The 19,732-nt window shown below is 57.4% G+C and carries 14 protein-coding genes and 1 tRNA gene; 6 read left to right on the top strand and 9 right to left on the bottom strand.

Annotated elements, in window-relative coordinates; translation table 11 throughout:
- Nucleotides 1-67 precede the first annotated feature (67 nt).
- The 3 genes from CI603_RS02180 to CI603_RS02170 all read right to left on the bottom strand — a co-directional run bounded on the left by CI603_RS02180 (nucleotide 68) and on the right by CI603_RS02170 (nucleotide 6,467).
- Nucleotides 68-1,444 (bottom strand): extracellular solute-binding protein, encoded by a 1,377-nt coding sequence (locus tag CI603_RS02180; protein WP_259465454.1) that lies wholly within the window; start codon nucleotides 1,442-1,444, stop codon nucleotides 68-70.
- Nucleotides 1,445-2,081: 637 nt separating this feature from the next.
- On the bottom strand, nucleotides 2,082-3,509 hold the full coding sequence (locus CI603_RS02175; protein ID WP_121912863.1) for an alpha-L-fucosidase: 1,428 nt from the start codon (nucleotides 3,507-3,509) through the stop codon (nucleotides 2,082-2,084).
- Nucleotides 3,510-3,722: 213 nt separating this feature from the next.
- Entirely contained in the window at nucleotides 3,723-6,467 is a 2,745-nt protein-coding gene (locus CI603_RS02170; protein ID WP_121912862.1) for a glycosyl hydrolase 2 galactose-binding domain-containing protein, read from the bottom strand.
- Nucleotides 6,468-6,714: 247 nt separating this feature from the next.
- Between CI603_RS02170 and CI603_RS02165 the strand changes: the two genes are divergently transcribed.
- Nucleotides 6,715-6,787 (top strand) — tRNA-Lys (locus tag CI603_RS02165).
- A 182-nt stretch (nucleotides 6,788-6,969) separates the two neighbouring features.
- On the opposite strand, the gene CI603_RS02160 is transcribed toward CI603_RS02165, so the two are convergent.
- The 4 genes from CI603_RS02160 to CI603_RS08930 form a co-directional block, all read right to left on the bottom strand.
- Nucleotides 6,970-7,275: a type II toxin-antitoxin system YafQ family toxin gene (locus tag CI603_RS02160; protein ID WP_121912861.1), complete on the bottom strand. Its 306-nt coding sequence runs from the start codon at nucleotides 7,273-7,275 to the stop codon at nucleotides 6,970-6,972.
- On the bottom strand, nucleotides 7,272-7,562 hold the full coding sequence (locus CI603_RS02155; protein WP_052733388.1) for a type II toxin-antitoxin system RelB/DinJ family antitoxin: 291 nt from the start codon (nucleotides 7,560-7,562) through the stop codon (nucleotides 7,272-7,274). The genes CI603_RS02160 and CI603_RS02155 overlap by 4 nt, the downstream gene beginning before the upstream one ends.
- A 947-nt stretch (nucleotides 7,563-8,509) precedes the next feature.
- The gene (locus CI603_RS02150; RefSeq protein WP_395947962.1) at nucleotides 8,510-11,548 is read right to left on the bottom strand and encodes a cation-translocating P-type ATPase; all 3,039 of its coding nucleotides are present in this window, start codon (nucleotides 11,546-11,548) and stop codon (nucleotides 8,510-8,512) included.
- 452 nt (nucleotides 11,549-12,000) lie between these two features.
- Nucleotides 12,001-12,387 (bottom strand): hypothetical protein, encoded by a 387-nt coding sequence (locus tag CI603_RS08930; RefSeq protein WP_144177819.1) that lies wholly within the window; start codon nucleotides 12,385-12,387, stop codon nucleotides 12,001-12,003.
- A gap of 111 nt (nucleotides 12,388-12,498) precedes the next feature.
- Here CI603_RS08930 and CI603_RS02140 point away from each other — a divergent pair, with 111 nt between their 5' ends.
- The 5 genes from CI603_RS02140 to CI603_RS09245 all read left to right on the top strand — a co-directional run bounded on the left by CI603_RS02140 (nucleotide 12,499) and on the right by CI603_RS09245 (nucleotide 16,262).
- Nucleotides 12,499-13,164 (top strand): ABC transporter ATP-binding protein, encoded by a 666-nt coding sequence (locus CI603_RS02140; RefSeq protein ID WP_229281577.1) that lies wholly within the window; start codon nucleotides 12,499-12,501, stop codon nucleotides 13,162-13,164.
- Nucleotides 13,161-14,591 carry an ABC transporter permease gene (locus tag CI603_RS02135; protein ID WP_024627010.1) on the top strand — a complete coding sequence of 477 codons (1,431 nt, stop codon included), beginning with the start codon at nucleotides 13,161-13,163 and terminating at the stop codon, nucleotides 14,589-14,591. The genes CI603_RS02140 and CI603_RS02135 overlap by 4 nt, the downstream gene beginning before the upstream one ends.
- A gap of 433 nt (nucleotides 14,592-15,024) precedes the next feature.
- Nucleotides 15,025-15,318, top strand: coding sequence for an ABC transporter transmembrane domain-containing protein (locus tag CI603_RS09250; RefSeq protein ID WP_024627011.1), 294 nt, complete (start codon nucleotides 15,025-15,027; stop codon nucleotides 15,316-15,318).
- Nucleotides 15,319-15,715: 397 nt separating this feature from the next.
- On the top strand, nucleotides 15,716-16,012 hold the full coding sequence (locus tag CI603_RS02120) for an ATP-binding cassette domain-containing protein (RefSeq protein WP_198217313.1): 297 nt from the start codon (nucleotides 15,716-15,718) through the stop codon (nucleotides 16,010-16,012).
- A gap of 46 nt (nucleotides 16,013-16,058) precedes the next feature.
- Nucleotides 16,059-16,262, top strand: a complete 204-nt coding sequence (locus tag CI603_RS09245) for a hypothetical protein (protein ID WP_183122206.1) — start codon at nucleotides 16,059-16,061, stop codon at nucleotides 16,260-16,262.
- Nucleotides 16,263-17,443: 1,181 nt separating this feature from the next.
- Here CI603_RS09245 and CI603_RS02110 read toward each other — a convergent pair.
- Both CI603_RS02110 and CI603_RS02105 read right to left on the bottom strand, forming a co-directional pair.
- Nucleotides 17,444-18,952 (bottom strand): HAMP domain-containing sensor histidine kinase, encoded by a 1,509-nt coding sequence (locus CI603_RS02110; RefSeq protein WP_121912856.1) that lies wholly within the window; start codon nucleotides 18,950-18,952, stop codon nucleotides 17,444-17,446.
- Nucleotides 18,940-19,671, bottom strand: a complete 732-nt coding sequence (locus tag CI603_RS02105; protein ID WP_121912990.1) for a response regulator transcription factor — start codon at nucleotides 19,669-19,671, stop codon at nucleotides 18,940-18,942. Before CI603_RS02105 ends, CI603_RS02110 begins: the two co-directional genes overlap by 13 nt.
- Nucleotides 19,672-19,732: the final 61 nt, after the last annotated feature.

Raw genomic sequence — 19,732 nt, 5'->3', positions numbered from 1 at the left:
TCCTTTCCAGGACGGGAGGTCGGGCGCAGGGCCAGTAAGCAGGCCGCGCCCGACCGATCACCAGGTCCTATTCCCTGGTGGCAACCTTGTCCTGGCCGACGATGCCCGTTACCGCTTGGTCGTAGGCCTTGGCGGCCTCGTCTACCGACATTCCGCCGGTCACCACCTGCTCCGTGGCCTTCTGGATTTCAGCCGAAACCTTGGGGTACTCGCTCACGCTGGGGCGGACATGGGTGTAATCCAGGGCCTTGGTGGTGATCTCAGTGAAGGCGTTTGTGGCCAGATACTTGGGATCCTTGGCCACGTCAGACCTGACTGCGATCTTGGCCTCCTTGATGTCCTTCTCCAGCGAGAAATCCTTGTTGCCTAGGAGCTTGATGAACTCGAAAGCCAGCTCCGGTTTCTTGGATTTGCCGCCCACAGCCAGGGTCCACCCGCCTGAAGAGGTGACGTACTCCGGTTTCGCACCGGTCTTGCTCGGGAAGAGGGCAGCCCCCAAAGTCTTCTCGTAATCAGGCCACTCCTTGGGCCCGCCCTTAATCCACGTGGAGGGCAGCCAGCTGCCGTCCAAAGTAAAGCCGATCTTGTCATTGGGAAGCCAATCCATGCTGATTGTCCCGCCGATATTCACATCCTGCGCCTGGGCCGGAGTGGGGGCATAGCCCTTGTCATATATGGTCTTGAGGAAGTTCAGCGAATCCTTGAACCCCTGGGAGCCGATGGTCCACTTCCCCGTCTTGACGTCCATCAAGGCCTTGTCCCTCTGCTTGGTCCCGTAGAGCAATTGATAGAAACTCTGCATGGAAGTCCCCTCGCCAACGGAGGTTCCAACGAACATGTTCATGGGGACCACGCCCGGCACCTTGGCCTTGATCGTAGCCGCCGTGTCCAGCAGGTCCTGCCAGGTGTGCGGCTGCCAGGGGACAGGAATACCCGCCTTGTCGAAGACGTGCTTGTTGTACCAGATAACCCTGGTGTCCGTATCGACAGGGACCCCGTAGACACCGTCACGGCCTGTGCCGATCTTCTTGGCGGTCGCGATGTAGTTCTTGTTCCAGTCCTCCCACTTGTCCACGAAAGGCTTGATGTTGTAAAGGTAGCCGGCATCGGCATCGGCCTGCAGACTGTCGGAATCCTGGACGATGACATCGGGCGCGGTCTCCGGTGAACGCTGTGCCAGTGAGAGCTTGGTCTTGTAATCGGATTCCTGTGCCGAAATAGGCTGTAGGTCAACCTTCTTGCCCGGGTGCTCCTTCTCGAATATCTTCTTCGCCCTTTTTACCTGTGAGTCAAACTGTGAGAACTGATCAGTCTTCTGATAGATGACTTTTATGGAGTCACCCCCCCCCGCGGAAGAGGACGACCCCCCACAGGCGGACAGACAGAGCGACACAACCACTGCCAGGGCCGTCAGACCCAACGACTTCTTCATTTTCTTTCCCATCTTGCTCCTTCGCACTTGTACGGCCCTACCTTGGAATATGGCATCCTCGACTTCTCATCCTTCGGTAGGACCGATTTAATCAATTTAAATGATTTATTTGGAGATTGCAAGTCTCATTCACTCCGTCAGGGTTAAGTCTCAACCTGGCCCTCTTCCACCAGCACCCTTACCGCCCAATCCCATGAATTAGCGGCTTTCCCGACGGTTGAGCGCCCTGTGATCACCTTCTCCGTGGCCTTGAGTTAGACCGTCACGCTGGGGCCGAAACGGGCGAACCCGAGCGAGTCAGTTATCTGTCGGATGAAGGAGTAGCCGCCAGACAGGCGGGATCCTCAGCTATTCTCGACCTATTTTATCAATTCGATTGATTTATTGGTCGAACACAAGGCGTTTTCATATGCGCCCGTACTCTGGGACCCGGTTGCCGTGACGGTCCTCGGTGGGGCAGACAGCCGGAAGCCCGCGGTCCCGGCCCCTGCTCCACTTGCCTAGCGGATAATCCAGTAGCGTTCGGTTGGCTTGCCCTGGCTGTTCCCCCGAATATCCTCGGCGGTCCTGCCTCCGACAATCGGCGATCCAGTAACGCTCCGCCTGGTCCAGGGAGACGTAAATCCTCCAACCGCCGATACCGGCTAGCTCATCGCCCGCTTCCCTCGCGGATCAGGCAGGTGTCCAGAGCCACGGGGCCACGTGACCTGGTCACACTGACCTGCAAGTGACTTGTGGTCAGTGGACCGACCTGTGTGAAGTGCTGATACCCAACGGCCCCTACTTCTGCCACTTGGCGGAGTTCACCGTCAAGTTCGGCACTGATGACGACCTGCTCCACCCGCTGGCCGACCTCGATGTGCTCACGAAGGACGAGCCCATCCACCTGTCGGGGGCGGTCGAAATCAATGGTAACAGTGGGATGCTCATCATCCGCAGCGGCCAGCCACCAGCCGGAGTCCACATCGGTGGACAGGAGGGCCTGTGGATCACTCCCGCAGGCGTTGGAGGAGACGGACACCTTGGCACCCTCGGTGACGGCACCCTGCCAGAATTCCCGAATCCTGCGGCCCAGACCGGTCAGGGAATCCACATCGGGCTGGCTGATCTTACCCTGGGCGTTCGGCGGCACATTGAGCAGGAGATTGGCATTCCCACCGACAGTGGTGGACCAGATGTCGAAAAGTTCGTCAGCCGTGCGCACCTTGTCGTCCTCGCTGGCATGGTGGAACCAGCCGGGCCGGATGGAGGTGTCGACCTCGGCTGGGTACCAGACCAGGGGCCCGCCGTACTGTTCCAGGACCTTGCGGCTACCCAGGTCATCATCTTCAGAGCGCTTGGACCAACCGGGGTTGGCAAGTTGGTCCAGTTCCCCCTTGCCCATCTTCCACTCTGCGTGGCGGAGCGGGGCTGGAACCACGCTCCATTCGTTCTCGCGTGCCTTGCCGGCCTCGTTGCCACACCAGCGGACATCAGGTCCGCAGATACTGATGACCGCTTCCGGCTGAAGGGCCCTGATTACATTGAAGTAGCGTTGCCAGTCATAGGCCTGGGTCTTGCCGTTGGGCCCCTCACCATTGGCCCCATCCATCCAGACACTGAAGATGGGTCCGTAGTGGGTAAGGAGTTCTATCAGCTGGTTGACATAGTAGTCGTCATAGGCCTTGCCCTGCCCGTAAGCGGCCTCGGTCCTGTCCCAGGGGGACAGGTAGACACCGAACTTTAGGCCGTGACGGCGGGCAGCCTGGGAGACCTCGCGGACCACATCGCCCTTCCCCTCCTTCCAGGGAGAGCTGGCCACGCTGTGCTTGGTGTAGGCACTGGGCCAGAGGCAGAAGCCGTCATGGTGCTTGCAGGTGAGGATCACCCCCGTCATACCAGCGGCTTTAAAGGTCTCCATCCACTGGTCGCAGTCCAGGTCCGCCGGGTTGAAGAGGGCAGGATCCTCGTGGCCCAGGCCCCATTCGCGGTCGGTCATCGTATTCATGCCAAAGTGCATGAAGGCATACATCTCCATGCGCTGCCAATCGAGCTGACGACGGGATGGCTTGATATTGGCGAGATAATCCAGATTCATCGGAATCCTTCCTTGGAATTCGTCTTGTCGGTGGGTTGCCTGGGTCTGCGGTCTCCTGGCTGGTCTTTGCACTTCTTTGTTCGAGTCTGCTCATACTCCATCGGGCAGCCGAGACCCAATTAATTAACTTACCTCACAATTACTACGAAAGGAATTGACACGCATGAAGCATGAATCGGAGGGGACACCATCGGCTTCCCCTCGGAAGGATGCTCACAACTGCTGACGATGCAAATCGTTGGCTGTCCGCAGGACCTTGGGAGACAAGAAGGCCTCAGGATCGTCCACAGAAGCCGAGGTGATGTGCCAGACGACCGACTCCCCGGGAAGGAGGGTGGCCATGCCGCCGTCGATTGAGGCAGCGGGGTCCACCTTGTCCACCATGCAGAAGACGTCACGGGCATATGTCCGAGCGGTCAGGGTCAGTCGGTAGCCGCAATCCTCAGCCTCAATGGAGGTTTCGAGGGGGTCGGGCCGGAGGGCCTGGTCGACAACCTCAGCAGGATTGTAAATGACCCTAGCAAAACCTGGTTGGTCGGAATTGGCCACGAGGATCTCCTGGGCAGGGTCGCCGAAGGTAGCCACGGCGGCCTCCAGAACCACCTGGGCCTGTCCTCCTGCCGGTATAGAGACCCGGGCGATCTGATCGGCCAGAACGGTTCCATCCAGGCGGCGGCGCTCCACCCGCCACTGGCCCTCCCAGGCCTGGCGGGTGTCGTTGACCATGACCAGGGCCAGCTGGTCGGGGGCGACAGGCATGCCAGCCCAACTGTGCTCAGCCCGGTATTCCTCTGAGACCTCGGGCTGAATGGAGGCTAGGCGCGGAGTGAAGAAATCGCGCGAGGCGAACCAGAGGGGCTTGCGATGCCCGTCATAGTCCACCGCCGCCCAGGAGATCACCGGCCAGTCGTCATTGAGCTGCCAGACCAGGGTGCCGGCATTCACCGGCTCCAGCGAGCGCATGTACTCCACCCCGAATCGGATGGCCTGTGCCTGCTGCAGCTGACAGGCCCAGTGCCAGTCCTCAATGTCCTCCCAGCGGTCACTGGGAATCAGCCAGGAATGTGGCCCATCCGAACGTTGGCCGTTGACCACGCCGCCGTAACTGATGTCATAGAAGTCACCTGGAGTCAGGTGGGAACGCATGCCCCGGGAGAGCTTGATGTTGCCATCGATGGCCTTTTGATGGACCAGCATCTGGGTGCCGAAGGGGTCCAAGGGGCTGTCATGCACCACCCGGGTCAGGGTGCTCCAGGCAGGAGGCGCCTGGTATCCGAACTCGTCGGCGAAGCGGGGCTTGTAATCCCTGTAGGCCCTGTAGTCCTTGTTGTTCCACACATCCCAGATGTGCACGGTCCCGTCGTTGTCCTTGTTGGGCGAGGTGTACTTGGTAAAACTCATCGGGGAACTCGGCAGGTAGATCCTGGTCGGATCCAGCTGTGCGAACAGACGGGGGAAAAGATCGGAATAGTATCCATCACCCCAAGGGCGTTCCCCGTAGCCGTACGCGTTGGGGGCGGCCGAAGGGTCGGCCAGAGCGTTCTTGAACCCGCCCCAGTCGGCATAGGCCGTGTAGTTCTCGTTGGATCCGTTCCATACGACCAGGCTGGGGTGCGGGGAGAGCCGACCGATCTGCTCCCGGGCCTCCGCCTCAACCTCTGACCAGTTATCCGGGTCCTCCGGGTAGGCGGCGCAGGCGAACATGAAGTCCTGCCAGACCATCACCCCGTTCTCGTCCGCCATGTCATAGAAGTCATCGGACTCGTAGTATCCACCTCCCCAGATTCTGACCATGTTGGAATTGGACTCGACCAAGTCCTCCATCCGGCGTTGGTAGCGATCCCTGTTCATCCGGGTGATGAAGGCATCGTCGGGAATCCAGTTGTAACCGTGGGCATGCACCGGTACCCCGTTGACGGATATGCGGAAGGGACGGCCGTTCTCGTCGGCCGCTGTGTCCACACTGACCGTGCGGAAACCCACCCGGCCTGTCCACATGGCCTGGGGACGGGATTCATTGGACCCGGCGGCCGCCTCCTCCTGACCTGCCGTGACATCAACCGTGTAGAGGGGGTGGTCACCATAGCCCAGGGGCCACCAGAGCTGCACATCCGGCACCCTGAGGACCAGGCGGACCGTGTCCGCGCCGGCACGGAGGTAGGAGCACGCCTGGACGTCGGCTCCGTTGCCACCGAGATGGACCCGCACGGGTATCCCACCAGACTGGGTGCCAGGCCGGGCCGTCTCATCGATGCCGGATCTGCCGCGACCACCGGCGCGTTCCAAATCCACATCCACGGTGAGCAGGCCCTCGCCCTGGTCGTCGACATCTACCAGCGGGCGAACCTGGGCAATTCTGACACCGGACCAGGAATCAATGCCTATGGGTTGCCAGATTCCAGCATTGGCCACGTCGATTCCCCAGTCCCATCCGAAGGACGAGGCTGCTTTCCGGAGCTGGTTGAAGGGGTGGTTGTCATGAGGGTAGTAACCCAGAATCGCCTGCCGTCTCTCCCCCTCGCGGACGGGAGAGGTGAAGGAGACAACCAGCGTGTTTCCCCCCTCCTTGAGGAGGTCGCGCACATCCCACCGGTAGGAGCGATAGGCGTTCTGGGTGCTGCCAACCGGTCGGCCGTTGAGTTCCAGTGCGGCTACCGTGTCCAGTCCGTAGGCCACCAGGTCGTGACGCTGCGAACCGTCGTCGTGCCAGTCGAACCGGCAGGTGAACTGCCAATCCACATCGCCGATCCACTGTTGGGCCTGTTCATTGTCCCCGTCATAGGGGTCACCGATCAGGCCGGCATGGAGGAGGTCCATGGTTGCCTCCCCCGGTACTCGGGCCTCGACCCCATTGGCCAGGCGATCACGGAGATCCTCCGGCGCCGCCTGAGGATTGAGGGCTGTCATGGTCCAAGTCCCGTCAAGAGGGGTGAATGTGGATGGGTGATGTGTGAGCATGGTGCTTGTCTTCCTTGTCTTGCGCTCCGTCGGCAGAGGCTTCAACCTTTCCCCGAAGTCCCGTGATGGTCATTCAACGCGGTGTACTCCTGCACCACACTAGCAAAGGGACGGGCCGAACATCAGGCAACGACGAGTCTGCCAATCGGAAGGGTCGGCCGTCAGGAACCCGGCCCGATGGGGTCATCCGGTGGACAGGCCGCCGCGATGTGCCGTCGGCCAAGTATGAGGTATACTGTGCCATGTTGCCCCTCTGGCTCAATGGTTAGAGCAGCGTCCTTTTAAGTCGTGGGTTGTGGGTTCGAATCCCACGGGGGGCACTTTGGATTGCCGATTATTTAATACCAGTTACTAGGTTCCGTAAAAGATCGATTCCACAAGAACACGAGATCTGATTCAATGCCCAGGTATCACAACCCTCACACAGCAACCATTAGGGCCATCCGCCTGCGCAATAGTAGGCAAGGCTTCGTATGCATAGCCTTGATCCATTTGCTGAAGCTCAGTATTTGCCGCGCCTGCCCAGCACCTGATCGTGGGATCCCAGTCGCAGTATATAGGCGGCATCGCCCTCCCTATGCCACACCAGCAGCAAATCTCCAGCATTGCCTATATGGCATTCATATACTGCTGCATAACCTTGCAGTATATGCATTCGATGACGCGCCTCCAAAGTACGAAGCGATGCTTCGGAATTCTCTGCTATCAGATCTAGCACCTCCTCGACCGGCTCTAATGGGACGTGCTTGCGAGCCATGCGCTTCAAATCCCTCGCGAAAGCACCAGTGGGAACCAGCGCTAGCCTCATCGGTCCACGCCAGCAGTTGCCAGCACGCCATCCACCAGGTCCTTTCCTGTGGCATACCCCTTAGTCTTCCCCCTCATGGCTAGAAGGCGCGATTCCTCCAAGGCTTCTTCGGTTTCGACAGGTAGGCCCAAGCTGAAGTCCAAGGGCACCCGCTGCTCCCGAATAATTTGCTTGTAAAAGGCTCTGGTGACCGTAGTCATATCCAGACCAAGCTCCTTCACGATATGATCCACCTGTTGCTTGTCTGCATCGGATATACGCACCGTAACCTGAGACATCTTCTCCATCTGAGCCCACCTTCCTTGTTATCTACAATTTTGTACTAAAGTGCAAAATTACAGCAGATTATCTACTTTAATGCAAAATTACAGTGCATGGTAAGGCATCGATGCGTATAGCTCACAGCAATAGCACATGTCCATCGCTCCATGCTGCGCTGGGCGACTCCGATTACTCATACTTCCAAGCCATCTTCGACGAAGTGGACCCCTACGGAGGCGATACCCAGTGATCTTCCGCTACAACCAAAGTCGCCCGAACGAGAATGACGCCGAACACGGCTGCACTTGCCCCTTAGCAATAACGGCCTTGACCCCACACAACTGTTTGATCGTAAATACACCCCGCCAGAGGACTTCTGGGCCCATCGCCATTCTGGCCCTTTCCTAGATGCCTTCAAACAAGAATAAATAAGCAGCCAAGGCATAAGGCAAAGTCACTAATAACCCAGCCTTACTTTTTAATCTGCAGCAATAGGATTGGTCTTACAGACCAAAGATGACGTGCTGCAATTAAAGGAATTCTGGCCGCGCCTTTCCGGCTCAGATCAGGCTTTCGCACTCACATCCACAGGCAGGTCCTTGGCAATCCTGGATGTATAGGTTCCATTCTTCCAATCAGCGAGATTGCCTACCACGTAGACACGGCGCTTGGCTCGCGACACAGCAACTTTAAGCAGATTAGACGGACCCGTTAACCCATGAACGAGAGCCTTCTCCACGCTTGCCGGCTTTGTTTACAAGGACCATGAAGACCACGTCGGCTTTCCGCCCCTGGGGTGTGTGTACGGTTCCGGCCTGACTTCAAGCCAGCCGGTTTGCTTCGCCGCTGTTGCAAACAGTGCATTGCTGCAAGGCATCCGTAATGGCTGTACGAAAGATGAAGTAGGACGCAACTGTGCCCTCGCTTAATGCGGTGAGAGCAAGTGCAGTCGCCGCATCAGGAAGAAGCGATGTTATGCCCGTACCCGTCTGACTGCCCAGTTGAATAGTTTGCGCAGTTCCGAGGCCACAAGGACCAGGGAGGCCAAAGCGATGCACTCCAGCCAGGCCTGGGGCTGGAGGGGGACAGTGCCGAAGGCCTCGCCCAGGAAGGGCACGTAAATCACCAAGAGCTGGAGCAGTATGGAGACACCGATGGCGCCCCAGAGCCAGGGATTGCTGAAGAGACCCAGGAAGGCCGACTTGCGGGAGGAGCGGGAGGCCAGCGCGTTGAAGAGCTGGGCGAAGACCAGGATGGTGAAGCCCATGGTCCGCGCCTCCCTGATCTGCGCCTCGTGGCCGATCGCCTGGACGGACCTGTCGGTGAAGAGGCCGCCGCTCAGGTGCATGTCCATGCCGATCAGGGTGACCGCAGCCATGACCAGGCCTATATAAACGATGTCAACCCACATGTCCCGGTCGATCACCCGGTCGTTGATGGATCGGGGCGGACGGTCCATCAGATCGTCGGTCTGCGGATCCACGCCCATGGCCAGCGCGGGCGCCGCGTCGGTCAGGAGGTTGATCCAGAGCAGCTGGGTGGCCAGCAGCGGCACGGTCACGCCCGCCATGCCGGGCTGCGATATGCCCAGAAGACCAGCGAAGACCACGCCGCCGAAGACCGTGAAGACCTCGCCCATGTTGGAGCTGAGCAGGTAGCGCAGGAACTTGCGAATGTTGTCGAAGATGCCCCGGCCCTCTCGCACGGCCTGGACGATGGTGGCGAAATTGTCGTCCGCCAGGATCATCTTGGCCGATTCCTTGGTGACCTCGGTCCCGGTGATGCCCATGGCCACGCCGATGTCTGCGGTCTTGACAGCAGGGGCATCATTGACGCCGTCGCCGGTCATGGCCACGACCTTGCCCTGGTCCTGGAGCGATTCGACGATCTTCAGCTTGTGCTCGGGGGCCACGCGGGCGTAGACGGAGACCTTGGAGGTGGTCTCCCGAAGCTGGTCCGAGTCCATGGCATCCAGCTGCTCGCCAGTGCAGGCCGGCTGTCCGGGCTTGATGATGCCCAGGTCCCCTGCGATTCTGGCTGCAGTAAGCGGATGGTCGCCGGTGATCATGATCGTTCTGATGCCGGCCTTGTGAGCCTGATCCACCGCATGGCGGACCTCAGTGCGGGGCGGGTCAATGATGCCGACCATGCCCGTCCAGATCAGATTGCTCTCCAGTCGGGTGCTTTCCTGGATCACCTTGTCGGCAGACAAGCGAATTGCAGGAGCATGCTGAGACTTTTCAGGCAACCGGTCCGTCTGATCCGTCCCGACCGTGCTTGACGGCCACTCCCCCGCGTCAGCTTCGGCCAGCGCCGACAGCTCCTGGTCGGATACAGGCCGGAAAGCCTGTCCCAAGGTCCTGTAGGCATCCGCCGAGAGACTGCTGACCTGAGCAAGTATCCTTTCCCGATCGGCACTGGTCATAGGTCTGACCTGGCCGCCATCGAGAATCCGGTCGCATCGGCCAAGCAGCACGTCGGGAGCGCCCTTGCAGAAGAGACGTGATTCCCTTTCGTTGTCATCATTCGGGGCAGCCAGAACCGACATGAGCTTGCGCTCGGACGTGAAAGGAATCTCGGCCAGACGACGGTAGCTATCAGCCTTGGCATCAGCGCCGACTTTACGGGCGGCAACAATCAGCGAAACCTCCGTGGGATCACCGACGATCTGCCAGTGACCCTGTCCGGATCCGGACCGGGCCTGGGAATCAGGTTCGGCCTCGTCCACCTGCCAATGAAGGTCTCCGTCGTTGGCAATAGTCCCGACCATCAGGGTCTCTTCAACCGCTTCAGCCAGAGATGAACCGAAGGCGTCCACCAGCTGTTGGTCATCTGACCCACTGGCCTCAACCGGCTGCATGGTTCCCTCCGGGGCATACCCGGTGCCAGTGATCCGGACCTGTCCCGAGGGGACGACCACCCGCTCAACGGTCATCTCATTGCGGGTCAGTGTCCCTGTCTTGTCGGAGCAGATGACCGAAGCCGAGCCCAGCGTCTCAACCGAGCTGAGCTTCTTGACGATGGCATGATGCTTGGCCATGCGCTGCACGCCCAGGGCGAGAACCACAGTCAGGATGGCCGTCAGCCCCTCCGGCACAGCAGCTACGGCCAGAGATACGGCCATGAGCAGGGAATCAATCAGATCCTGGGTTGTCTGAAAGCCTTCCATCAGGGCCAAAGCAGCCAAAACCAGGGCGGCAATCAAGCAGACGGCCAGTCCGAGGAGCTTGGAGACGCGGGCCATCTCCTTCTGTAGGGGCGTGGGTTCCTCCTGGGTATCAGCCAGCATGTCGGCGATCTTCCCGACCTGGGTGTCCATACCAGTAGAGGTGACGATCATGCGCCCGTTCCCCTGGGTCACTGCGGTGCCGTTGAAGACCATGTTGGTTCTGTCACCCAGAGCCTTGGGCTGGTCAAGCCGACCGGGCCGCTTGCCCACCGGCAGCGACTCGCCGGTCAGCGATGCCTCGGCCACGCGCAGACCCGCGGCCTGGAACAGTCTTCCGTCGGCGCCGACCGAATCGCCTTCAGCCAGGACTACTACATCACCAGGCACGATCCTGCTGGTCTCCAGGCTGACCACCCGGCCGCCTCGCAGCACCGAGGCGTGCGGGGCCGTCATGCTCGCCAGAGCATCCACAGCCCGCTCGGCCTTAGCCTCCTGAGCGTACCCCAGGGCGGCATTAAGGATGAGGATGATCATGATGACGATGGCATCAAAGGGCAGGGGCTCCCCGCCTCCTGATGCCGGATGTGAGCGTTCCACCACCCAGGCCACCAACGAAATGGCCGTGGCTGCCAGAAGCAGATAGACCAAGGGGTCCTTGAACTGTTGAAGGAATTCCCTCCATGCAGGAACGGGAGGCGCTCCAGCCAGCTCATTAGGACCGAACCTGTCCAGCCGACGCGCCGCCTCGGCCTCATCCAGGCCCCGGTCGGGGTCCACATTCAGAGCAAGGGCAACCTGATCGACACCTACTATAGAAGGGTCCTTGAGGACGGGGCCATTCACTCTGCGCCTCTGCTCATGGCCCTGCCCTGCAGTCGGGATCACGCCGGTATCTGTCGATTTCTCATGCTTGGGATCGCTGGTCAACCCAGTCATGCCACTCTCCTGCTTATGCCACGGAGTAGTCAACGCTTCAGAGGCCCGTTGGAAGAAATCAGAGGCGGCCAGACCAAAACGCTGCGTGGATGCTTGCCAAGTTGAACCAATAATATACATAAACACGGCCGAAGTCGTCAAGGCCTTTGCTTCAGTATGCATTCTCAGGCCTGTCTCATGACAGAGACGGTATCTTTGCTGCACTTAACTTGGCAGCGCCCTAGTTGCCGAATCCCCCCCCAAAAAAAATACTAGATCTTCATTAGAAAAGCTTTAATCAATTTGGGCTCATCTGGCATAAAAACCCTTATCTGCCCTGAGAATCCTATTTAAGACCCTCTTGTGATTATTCGACAGGCTCAGCTGGCGTTATCTGAGCAGTAAATAGTCTTATAGGCCAACCATGGTAGTTCTTGCCAGCCGTCTGCCCTAACGATCCTTTCAGTGGAGACACCATTGGAAATAGCACTAAACACGAGAAAGAGAGGAGAGAGACGGACAAAATGCACAACATTATCGATCTGCAGAATAGTAATATCGCCATGAATGATGAAGCCGCTCATCATAGCGGCGTCAGCATATTTGCATGCCACGGCGGTGGGCATGATAATATCTGGAGTTGATGGACCTGCAGCTAATCCACAAAAATATGCCACTGCGATGACGCATTCACCAAAATGGCATGGGCTGTCATTTTTGCCCTGATGACGGCAGGGACAACAGTCATGTAAGTCTATGGGCGCCATCCTTGTATGGCATCCATAGCAATATTCTGATGAAGATTTATAAGTCGCGAGAACGGCGATGATGGGAGAACGGTGATGAGTGGTGCTTCAGTGAGTTCAAATGGATTGACAATGACGGTGACTCCGAGGAAGGATGATTCGATCACCATCCTCGACCATGTCGACTTCCATGCTGAGCCCGGAAGAATCACGGGGATTGTCGGCCCCTCAGGCAGCGGAAAGTCCACCTTGCTGTACTGCCTTTCGGGGTTGGAACGTGCGACATCCGGAAGCATCTCCCTTCTAGGGCATGACATCACACATATGCGAGCGTCCGCGCTCACTCGGTTTCGGCGTCGACATCTGGGATTCGTGTTTCAATCCTACAACCTGATCACGAGCATGACGGTGGAGGAGAACCTCGCGCTGCCATTCACCCTGCGCGGCCGTCGACTCCCCAAGCAAAAAGCGGATGAGATGTTGCGGTACTTCGGATTGGCAAACGAGAAAAAAAGGAGCGTGACGATGCTCTCAGGCGGAGAGCAGCAACGTGTCGCGCTTGCACGAGTGCTGCTCTCCGATGCAGATATCATTTTCGCCGACGAGCCGACTGGAGCCTTGGATCAGGAATCTGGCGCCAAGGTCATGCAGGTGTTCAAAAGCCTGGCTATGGATGCGGGCAGGACCGTAGTAATAGTGACCCACAGTGGAGAGGTAGCCGGACAGTGCGACCAGATCGTTGAGGTCCGTGATGGCCACGTGCTGAACGCTGATACGGAGAGCGGGGCCCGCATATGAGGGGCGCACTCTCTGATCTGAAAGCAGCCCCGGCCGTATGGGCCGGCGTATGGCTGTCACTAATCGTTTCCCAGACCGCTGTGTGCACTATCGTCGCCGCGCGCAGGGCTATTGATGCCGCTTACCACGGACCGGATGCCGGGTTAGGCGCCAACCTTTCCGGCCCAGCAATGCTGTTCAGCGTGGTCATAGCCGTGTTCGTGATGCTGTGGGTCGTGACCGCCGCTCTGAACCAGCGCAGGCACCAACTAGCATTGCTGGTCCTTCAAGGCGCCACGCCCTGGCAGCTGCTCTTCGGGAATCTGGCTATCATCATCGTCCTATTCATCTTGGCAGCAGTAGCGTCATCCCTCCTGACGCCGCTGGCAGCACCATATCTGTTCGACCTCCTGGCCAGAGCATTCGAGCTGAAACTGACGTATCAAGCAACCCAGCTGCTGGCATCCATCGGCACTGGGTTGGCCATTGCCGGAGTCGCCGTCCTTGCAGGCACAGTGCTGACCGTGCGCACACTATCCAAGATCAGGCCGATAGAGGCGCTTCGGCAGTCACAAAACCCGCCGAGACAAGTGAACGCATTCCGTGTTCTGCTAGGCGCATCGTTGCTCGTGGGAGCGATATGCGCGCTCATCATCCCGGGGACAGCTACACGCAAGATAGACTCTGGCGAGCTCGCCACGCACATTTCCGGCAGGAATCCCATAGAGTCCAGAGTGACAGGATTCATTGGGTTCTCCATGGGAGGCATGTTCCTCCTGATCTTCGCATTGGCTGTTCTGGCTCCCTATGTCATGCACTGGTTCACCAAAGGATGGACGCATCTTCTCCCCCTGCCATTCAGCACCTGGAAACTCGCTAGGCAGCAGGCCGTTGGGAGGATCCAACGACAGAACGCGACCATCATTCCCATGACGGCCGGCTTGTCGTTGCTCATGACTTTCTCTGGTGTGTTGCATACGCTGACCGACAGCCTCAAGAATTTCGCCAGTAACGGCCATTCCATGAACGTGAACCCACACATGCTGACGAACCTGATGGCCATGCTCGGCCCTGCGCTCATCATCGCTTTGGTGGGCGCAATCTCCGGACTGATGATCACCGCACGAGGGCGACGCCTGGATCTGGCGCTGACATACGTATCCGGTGCCAGTACCGGACAGTTGCGCATTTTGGGAGCCCTCGATGGTCTCATTTCGATGGTCACCTCGGTGCTGCTCGCCTTCGTCATCACACTGCTCAGCACCTGCGGCACCGCCTTCATGCTGCAACGATATCTGGGAAGCGCAAAGATAAGCGTTCAATGGGGATATTGGGCGGTCATCGCACTCCTCGCTATTGTCGTAGGCGCCCTCGTCACAGGCGTGCAGGCGCTGTGCGCGCGTTCCGAGGATTCTGTGAGGGTCATATCACGTGCAGTCGGTGAGTAACCACCCCCAACAAAGGACGAAAATGTCGCCACACAAGCGGAATAGTAATGAGAAAACCGCATCTTTGATAGACGTGCCCCGCCTTTTGAAATCCATAAGGGTGTTTTATTCACGGTTAGTCTGCTAAGTATAGCGAGCGCCCTCTTAAATCTGGCTCAGCCACAGCTTGTCAATGTCATTCTTGGACGCGTGCAGCATAACATGCGATCCGCAGTGCCCCTCTAATAGCGTTGGCAGGAGTGTTTCTGTCCGGCGCAGCAATCACTTCTTTTGACGCTTACCTGCTGTTGAACGATATGAGACGGTCTCTAGTAATGCATATTCTGCATTTGCCGTTCAAAGATCTGGACCAGTCGCATACAGGCAACGTAATTTCTATTATTTCATCTGATACAAATGAACTGAAGCGATTGCTGACCGATAATTGCCAGAAGTGTTTGGCACTTTACTGGTGTTCATAGGCGCGTGTGTGGGAATGGTCATAATCAGTCCCGTCATGTTCGTTATCTCTCTTTCGACCTGTCTTGTTACTGTCGGTTTACTGGTAGTCTTATCCGGAAAATTACGAGACTGCTCCAGAGGGGCTCAAACGGCCATAGGAGATATGACGTCTGCAGCCACTGATGCTTTGATGAGTTTGAAAAGGATCAGGGTTTTCGACGCCACGGAGCGTGAGACCAATAAAATCGGCGAGAAGCCAGGCAAGCGTGCACATCCGGTCGTCTAATTTCAAAGAAGCAGTCACTGATATGGCCATCAGGAATGGCCTTAATGCAGTTGTGCCTGATGGTTGTATCGGGAATCGGCGCTTTCCAAGTGGCCAAAGGAGTGATGACTGTTCAGCAACTGGTAACTTTTCTATGTACCTAGAAATGATGCCCACGCCTATGGCGACACTTTCTTCGACATATAGCAGACTGTTCAGAGCGTTGGGCGCGAACTCCAGCATTCAAGCGATAATGAGAATGCCGACCGAAGATGCGACATCAGCATGAGCAGTATCCAGTAGGGTCCAAAGGAAGGTCACCAACTCCGATCAGATTGACATCGATCTTGACCATGCTGATATTCCGTATGATGACGCACGGAACAATCGTGGCGGGCTCCAACTGAATGAAGCGGGTGTGCATATGAAAGGCGGCGTCGTCTACGCGATAGTCGGACCATCCGAAGCGGGCAAATCAACCATGCTGGCCCTTATAAAGGTATTCTATAAGCCAAATCATGGCCATGTTCTCTTTAATGGCATTGATATTTCAACTCTCAGCTCCTCTTATGTACGTTCTCTGATCGGCTATGTAGAACAAGATGCCCCCATATATTCCGGTTCTTCCAGAACGAATTTGGCGATGAACAAGAACGGCGTATCCGATGAAGGCTGCTGGAATGCCCTAAATAAGGTGAACCTCACGCCAAAGTGAGAGACACCTTCGATGGATTGGATACCCCAGTAGGCAACGCGGTGTATTGCTGAGTAGCGGTGAACGCTATCGCTTGGCCCTGGCAAGGCTGTTGTCCATAAGGCGGCCGATCATGCTGCTTGACGAAACAACATACCATTTAGACGCTAAAAACGAGGAGCTCGTCGCACAAGTCATTCATGCCAATTCCCCGGAGCAGACAATAGTCATGGCGGCACAGAGAATAAAATCAATCGCTTCGTCAAAATAGAATCATAGTTTTGGCCAATAGAACTATCAATGGTTTCCTTTGGAAAATATTGTCTGCCAATCCTACTCTCCTATATGTATTGCTGTTAATAAACTTGATACCAATGTGAATTATTTGGCTATATATAAATATGCGCGGACAATACGATCCACCGGCAGCAAGGTTCTCACCTCAACAAAGGAACAGACGATTCAAACTATCGTCTTGCCCTCTAAAGATATCTTTAATGAAATATATTGGCTGCTTGGTTTCCGGCATGATATGCAGTCATTGCTAGACTGATCATGGGATACCTAGCAGTAAAGTTTAGCGGGGAGTACAGTACGTGAAACTTATACAGGGCACGCAGGAATAAATCTTGGAATTGCTCATTTTCAAGACATGACCCTCGCTGTTCCGCACAGTCAATCAGCTATCTGTTTTTTTGATGACTATATGATCACGACGATGTTGATCGCCTACGGGCTTAAGGAGCCGGACCGGGCATCAGACCGCTGGTTAATAGCCTAAACGAGTGGGCGTGGGCTGATACATGACGTACGCTCTGAGCTTCTCATACCAGATAGGATGATACAAAAAGAAAGAAGAGGATACGGCACCTATATTCCATGTCGGCCGTGCGTTTTGAACCGTATTACGGTATTTTCATGCCAGGCCCTGACGACGATCTCGAGGCTCCTCCGGTCATCTCAAATAGTTTCAATTTCATACAGCTGCGTAGGCGTCATACGGGCATCGGCATCTCCGATCGGGTATGACTGCCTGCGCTGATGCCTGCTGTCTTGCAGTAGACAGGCCTCTTCGCCTATGTGTCTGCCGTTGATGCAAGCCGAAACCACCGTTTTGCCGTCGATCAGGCTTTCGCTATAGAATATGTTTGACCTCGGGATTCATTTCTTTTTCCCTGTGCTATTATCGCCTACTCCAGCGACAGATCGCTCTGTTCAGCGTCATCTGATTTTTACATGCAGATCCCTAAGGATTGATACTTTCTGTTATCTGTAACATACAGATCTGCCAAAGAATGGTGAACTTTAGTAATCAATTACTAAAGCGATTGCTAAACAATTGATGTTTTCATAATTATTGGCCCACGATTAACACTATTTCCTAATCTTTACCACTGCGCAATTCTTAACTGGACACTGAGTTTGCTGTGACCGGTATCAGCTCCACTGAATTCACTGCACTGGCAAAGATACAGTGACTGCTGCGCCATCGCCACTGGCTGCATTGGCCAGGATTAGGCGGCCTCCTGCACTTTCCACAGTCGACCGCGCTGCAGCCAGGCCGATGCCATGGTGACCGCTGGAGCCGTGCCGACTGCTGTCAGCCTGATAGAGCCATTCCGTGGCATGGGCCAGAGCCCGGCTGCTGAAACCTGGACCCCGGTCACGCACGGTCACCACTAGGGCTCGCCCGCCCTCCTGACCACCCTCCAGCCTCCAGGTCAACGTCACTAGGCCATGGTCCGGCGAGTAGTCAGCCGCGTTCGCAACGATGTTCATGATCGCTCGGACAAGGTCAGCGGCATCACCGGAAATGTGACCGGCGGCGGAATCCAGACGGCCATCGCTCTCAAGCCGCAGCCCCCGGGCATTCAGGTAGCCTTGGGCCTGGTTGTTGACCACATCTTTCAAAGCAACCGCCATAACCCCGGATCGCCCTGAAGCCGTGCCCACGGAACCCTGGCTGATGGCTTGCGCATAGTCAGCCATCTCACGGATGACATCCTCGATGGAGTCCAGGTAGGACTGCTGCTCCCGGCTGAGCCCGGTCTCCCCCAGCAGGTCTGCATTGCCTCGCATGATGGTCAGCGGCGTCTTCAGGTCGTGTGCCAGGGCCGCCACCTGCCGACGCTGGGACTCCTGGGCCATCCAGGTCTTCTCCAGGGATTCCTTCAACGTGGCGCGCATCCTATCGAAGGACCCCAGCACCCGGTTGATCTCCAGCACGTTGCTGCGGGGCAGGGATGCGTCAAGATCCTGCCGCCCTATGTCGTCAGCCACCTGGTTGAAAACCTTGAGCTTGGACGATATGACATGGGCCGCCCGCAACCCGATCAGCAGGAGGGTGATCAGCAGGACCGCCCCGCAAGACGCGAGCAGAAGGTTCTGGGGATTGGGATAGCGGTCCCGGTCCTGCCTGGATGCCCACTGCGGCTGAACCCGATAGGCCAGGACGCATGGCCTCCCATCGGCTGTGGCATAGACGACGTAGGTCGCATCCGACTTCGCGCGAGTAGCTAGGGGCCTTCCTGTCTTCTTTATCTGCTCTTCCGATGACTTAGATGCCCTGTGCTTCCAACGGTCGGCCGCCAGCTGGTCGGCCTCGCTGGCCATGCCGCCCTTCATATCTCCCCCCGTAGGATGCCCCTGATGGTCATAAGTCCGATACCAGTAAGCGGAGGGAATCACAGATTCGTCAATAGTGGTTGAGCGGCCGATGGATTGCCCGACCTTCTCCAGATGCTGCTCGCCATAGTTGGCCCAGAAGAAGTCACCCCTAGCCCCCAGGTTTATCCAGACCATATAAATGCCGGCGAACAACAGAGCCAGAATCAGCAGCACATAGAGAAAATATCTGATGATCAGCACAACGATGGGCATTCCCTTGCGGCTCGGCCGGCCCTTGTCGTCGACGCTCTGCTCCCTGGGCGATTCGGGCACGCCGTCGGTCAGGCCACCCATTGGTAACCCACCGACCAGATGGTCCTGATGGGGTCCACCCCCAGGGCCTTGAGCTTGCGCCGGGCATTGCTCAGATGCACTCTTACCGCAGCCGTGGCATCGCTGTCCATATCATCGGCGGCCGGGTCATCCTCTGCGGCCAGGCAGGCCTCCCATATCTGCATGGGCGCGTAGGCCCGACCGGGATGTTCTGCCAGCAGGGCGCATATGCGGTATTCCGCATCCGTCAGATTGGCGTTGCGCCCGTCCACCCTGATCTGTCGCGCCTGAAGGTCCATGTCCAAGGGTCCGAAATGCAGGAGGGGACGCCCGCGCCGACTGCCCTGAGACAGCTTCGCCCTGACCTTGGCTCGAAGTTCGACAATGCCGAAAGGCTTGCGTATATAGTCGTCGGCACCCAGGCCATAGGCCAGGACCGCACTGTCCTCGTCGGTCTTGGCCGTCAGGAAGATGATCGGGCAGGACACCCGTTCCCTGATGGCAGCCAGGAGCGCAAAGCCGTCCATGTGAGGCATCATGACATCGCAGAGGATCAAATCGACCGAAGCCAGGTCCATGCTTACGACCTTCCTTGACTCGTTGACCACGGTCACGGCATAGCCGTCCTTGGACAGGGCGGCCATCAGCAGGGTGGTGATCCTTGGATCGTCGTCCACCACCAGGATGGAGGCCCGATGCCGATTGTCCCCACGGGAATCTTCGGCGTGCACGTCAGCCACGATTGGCTCCTTTTCTGCGCTTGCCGACTCGGCCCAGCCGCGTTTGAGAATGAACACCTTG

It is taken from the genome of Bifidobacterium sp. wkB338, assembly GCF_003688325.1.
In the GTDB taxonomy this organism is placed as follows: Bacteria; Actinomycetota; Actinomycetes; order Actinomycetales; family Bifidobacteriaceae; genus Bombiscardovia; species Bombiscardovia polysaccharolytica.
The sequence above is the reverse complement of the archived record's forward strand: the minus strand, read 5'-3'. Positions and strand labels throughout refer to the sequence as shown.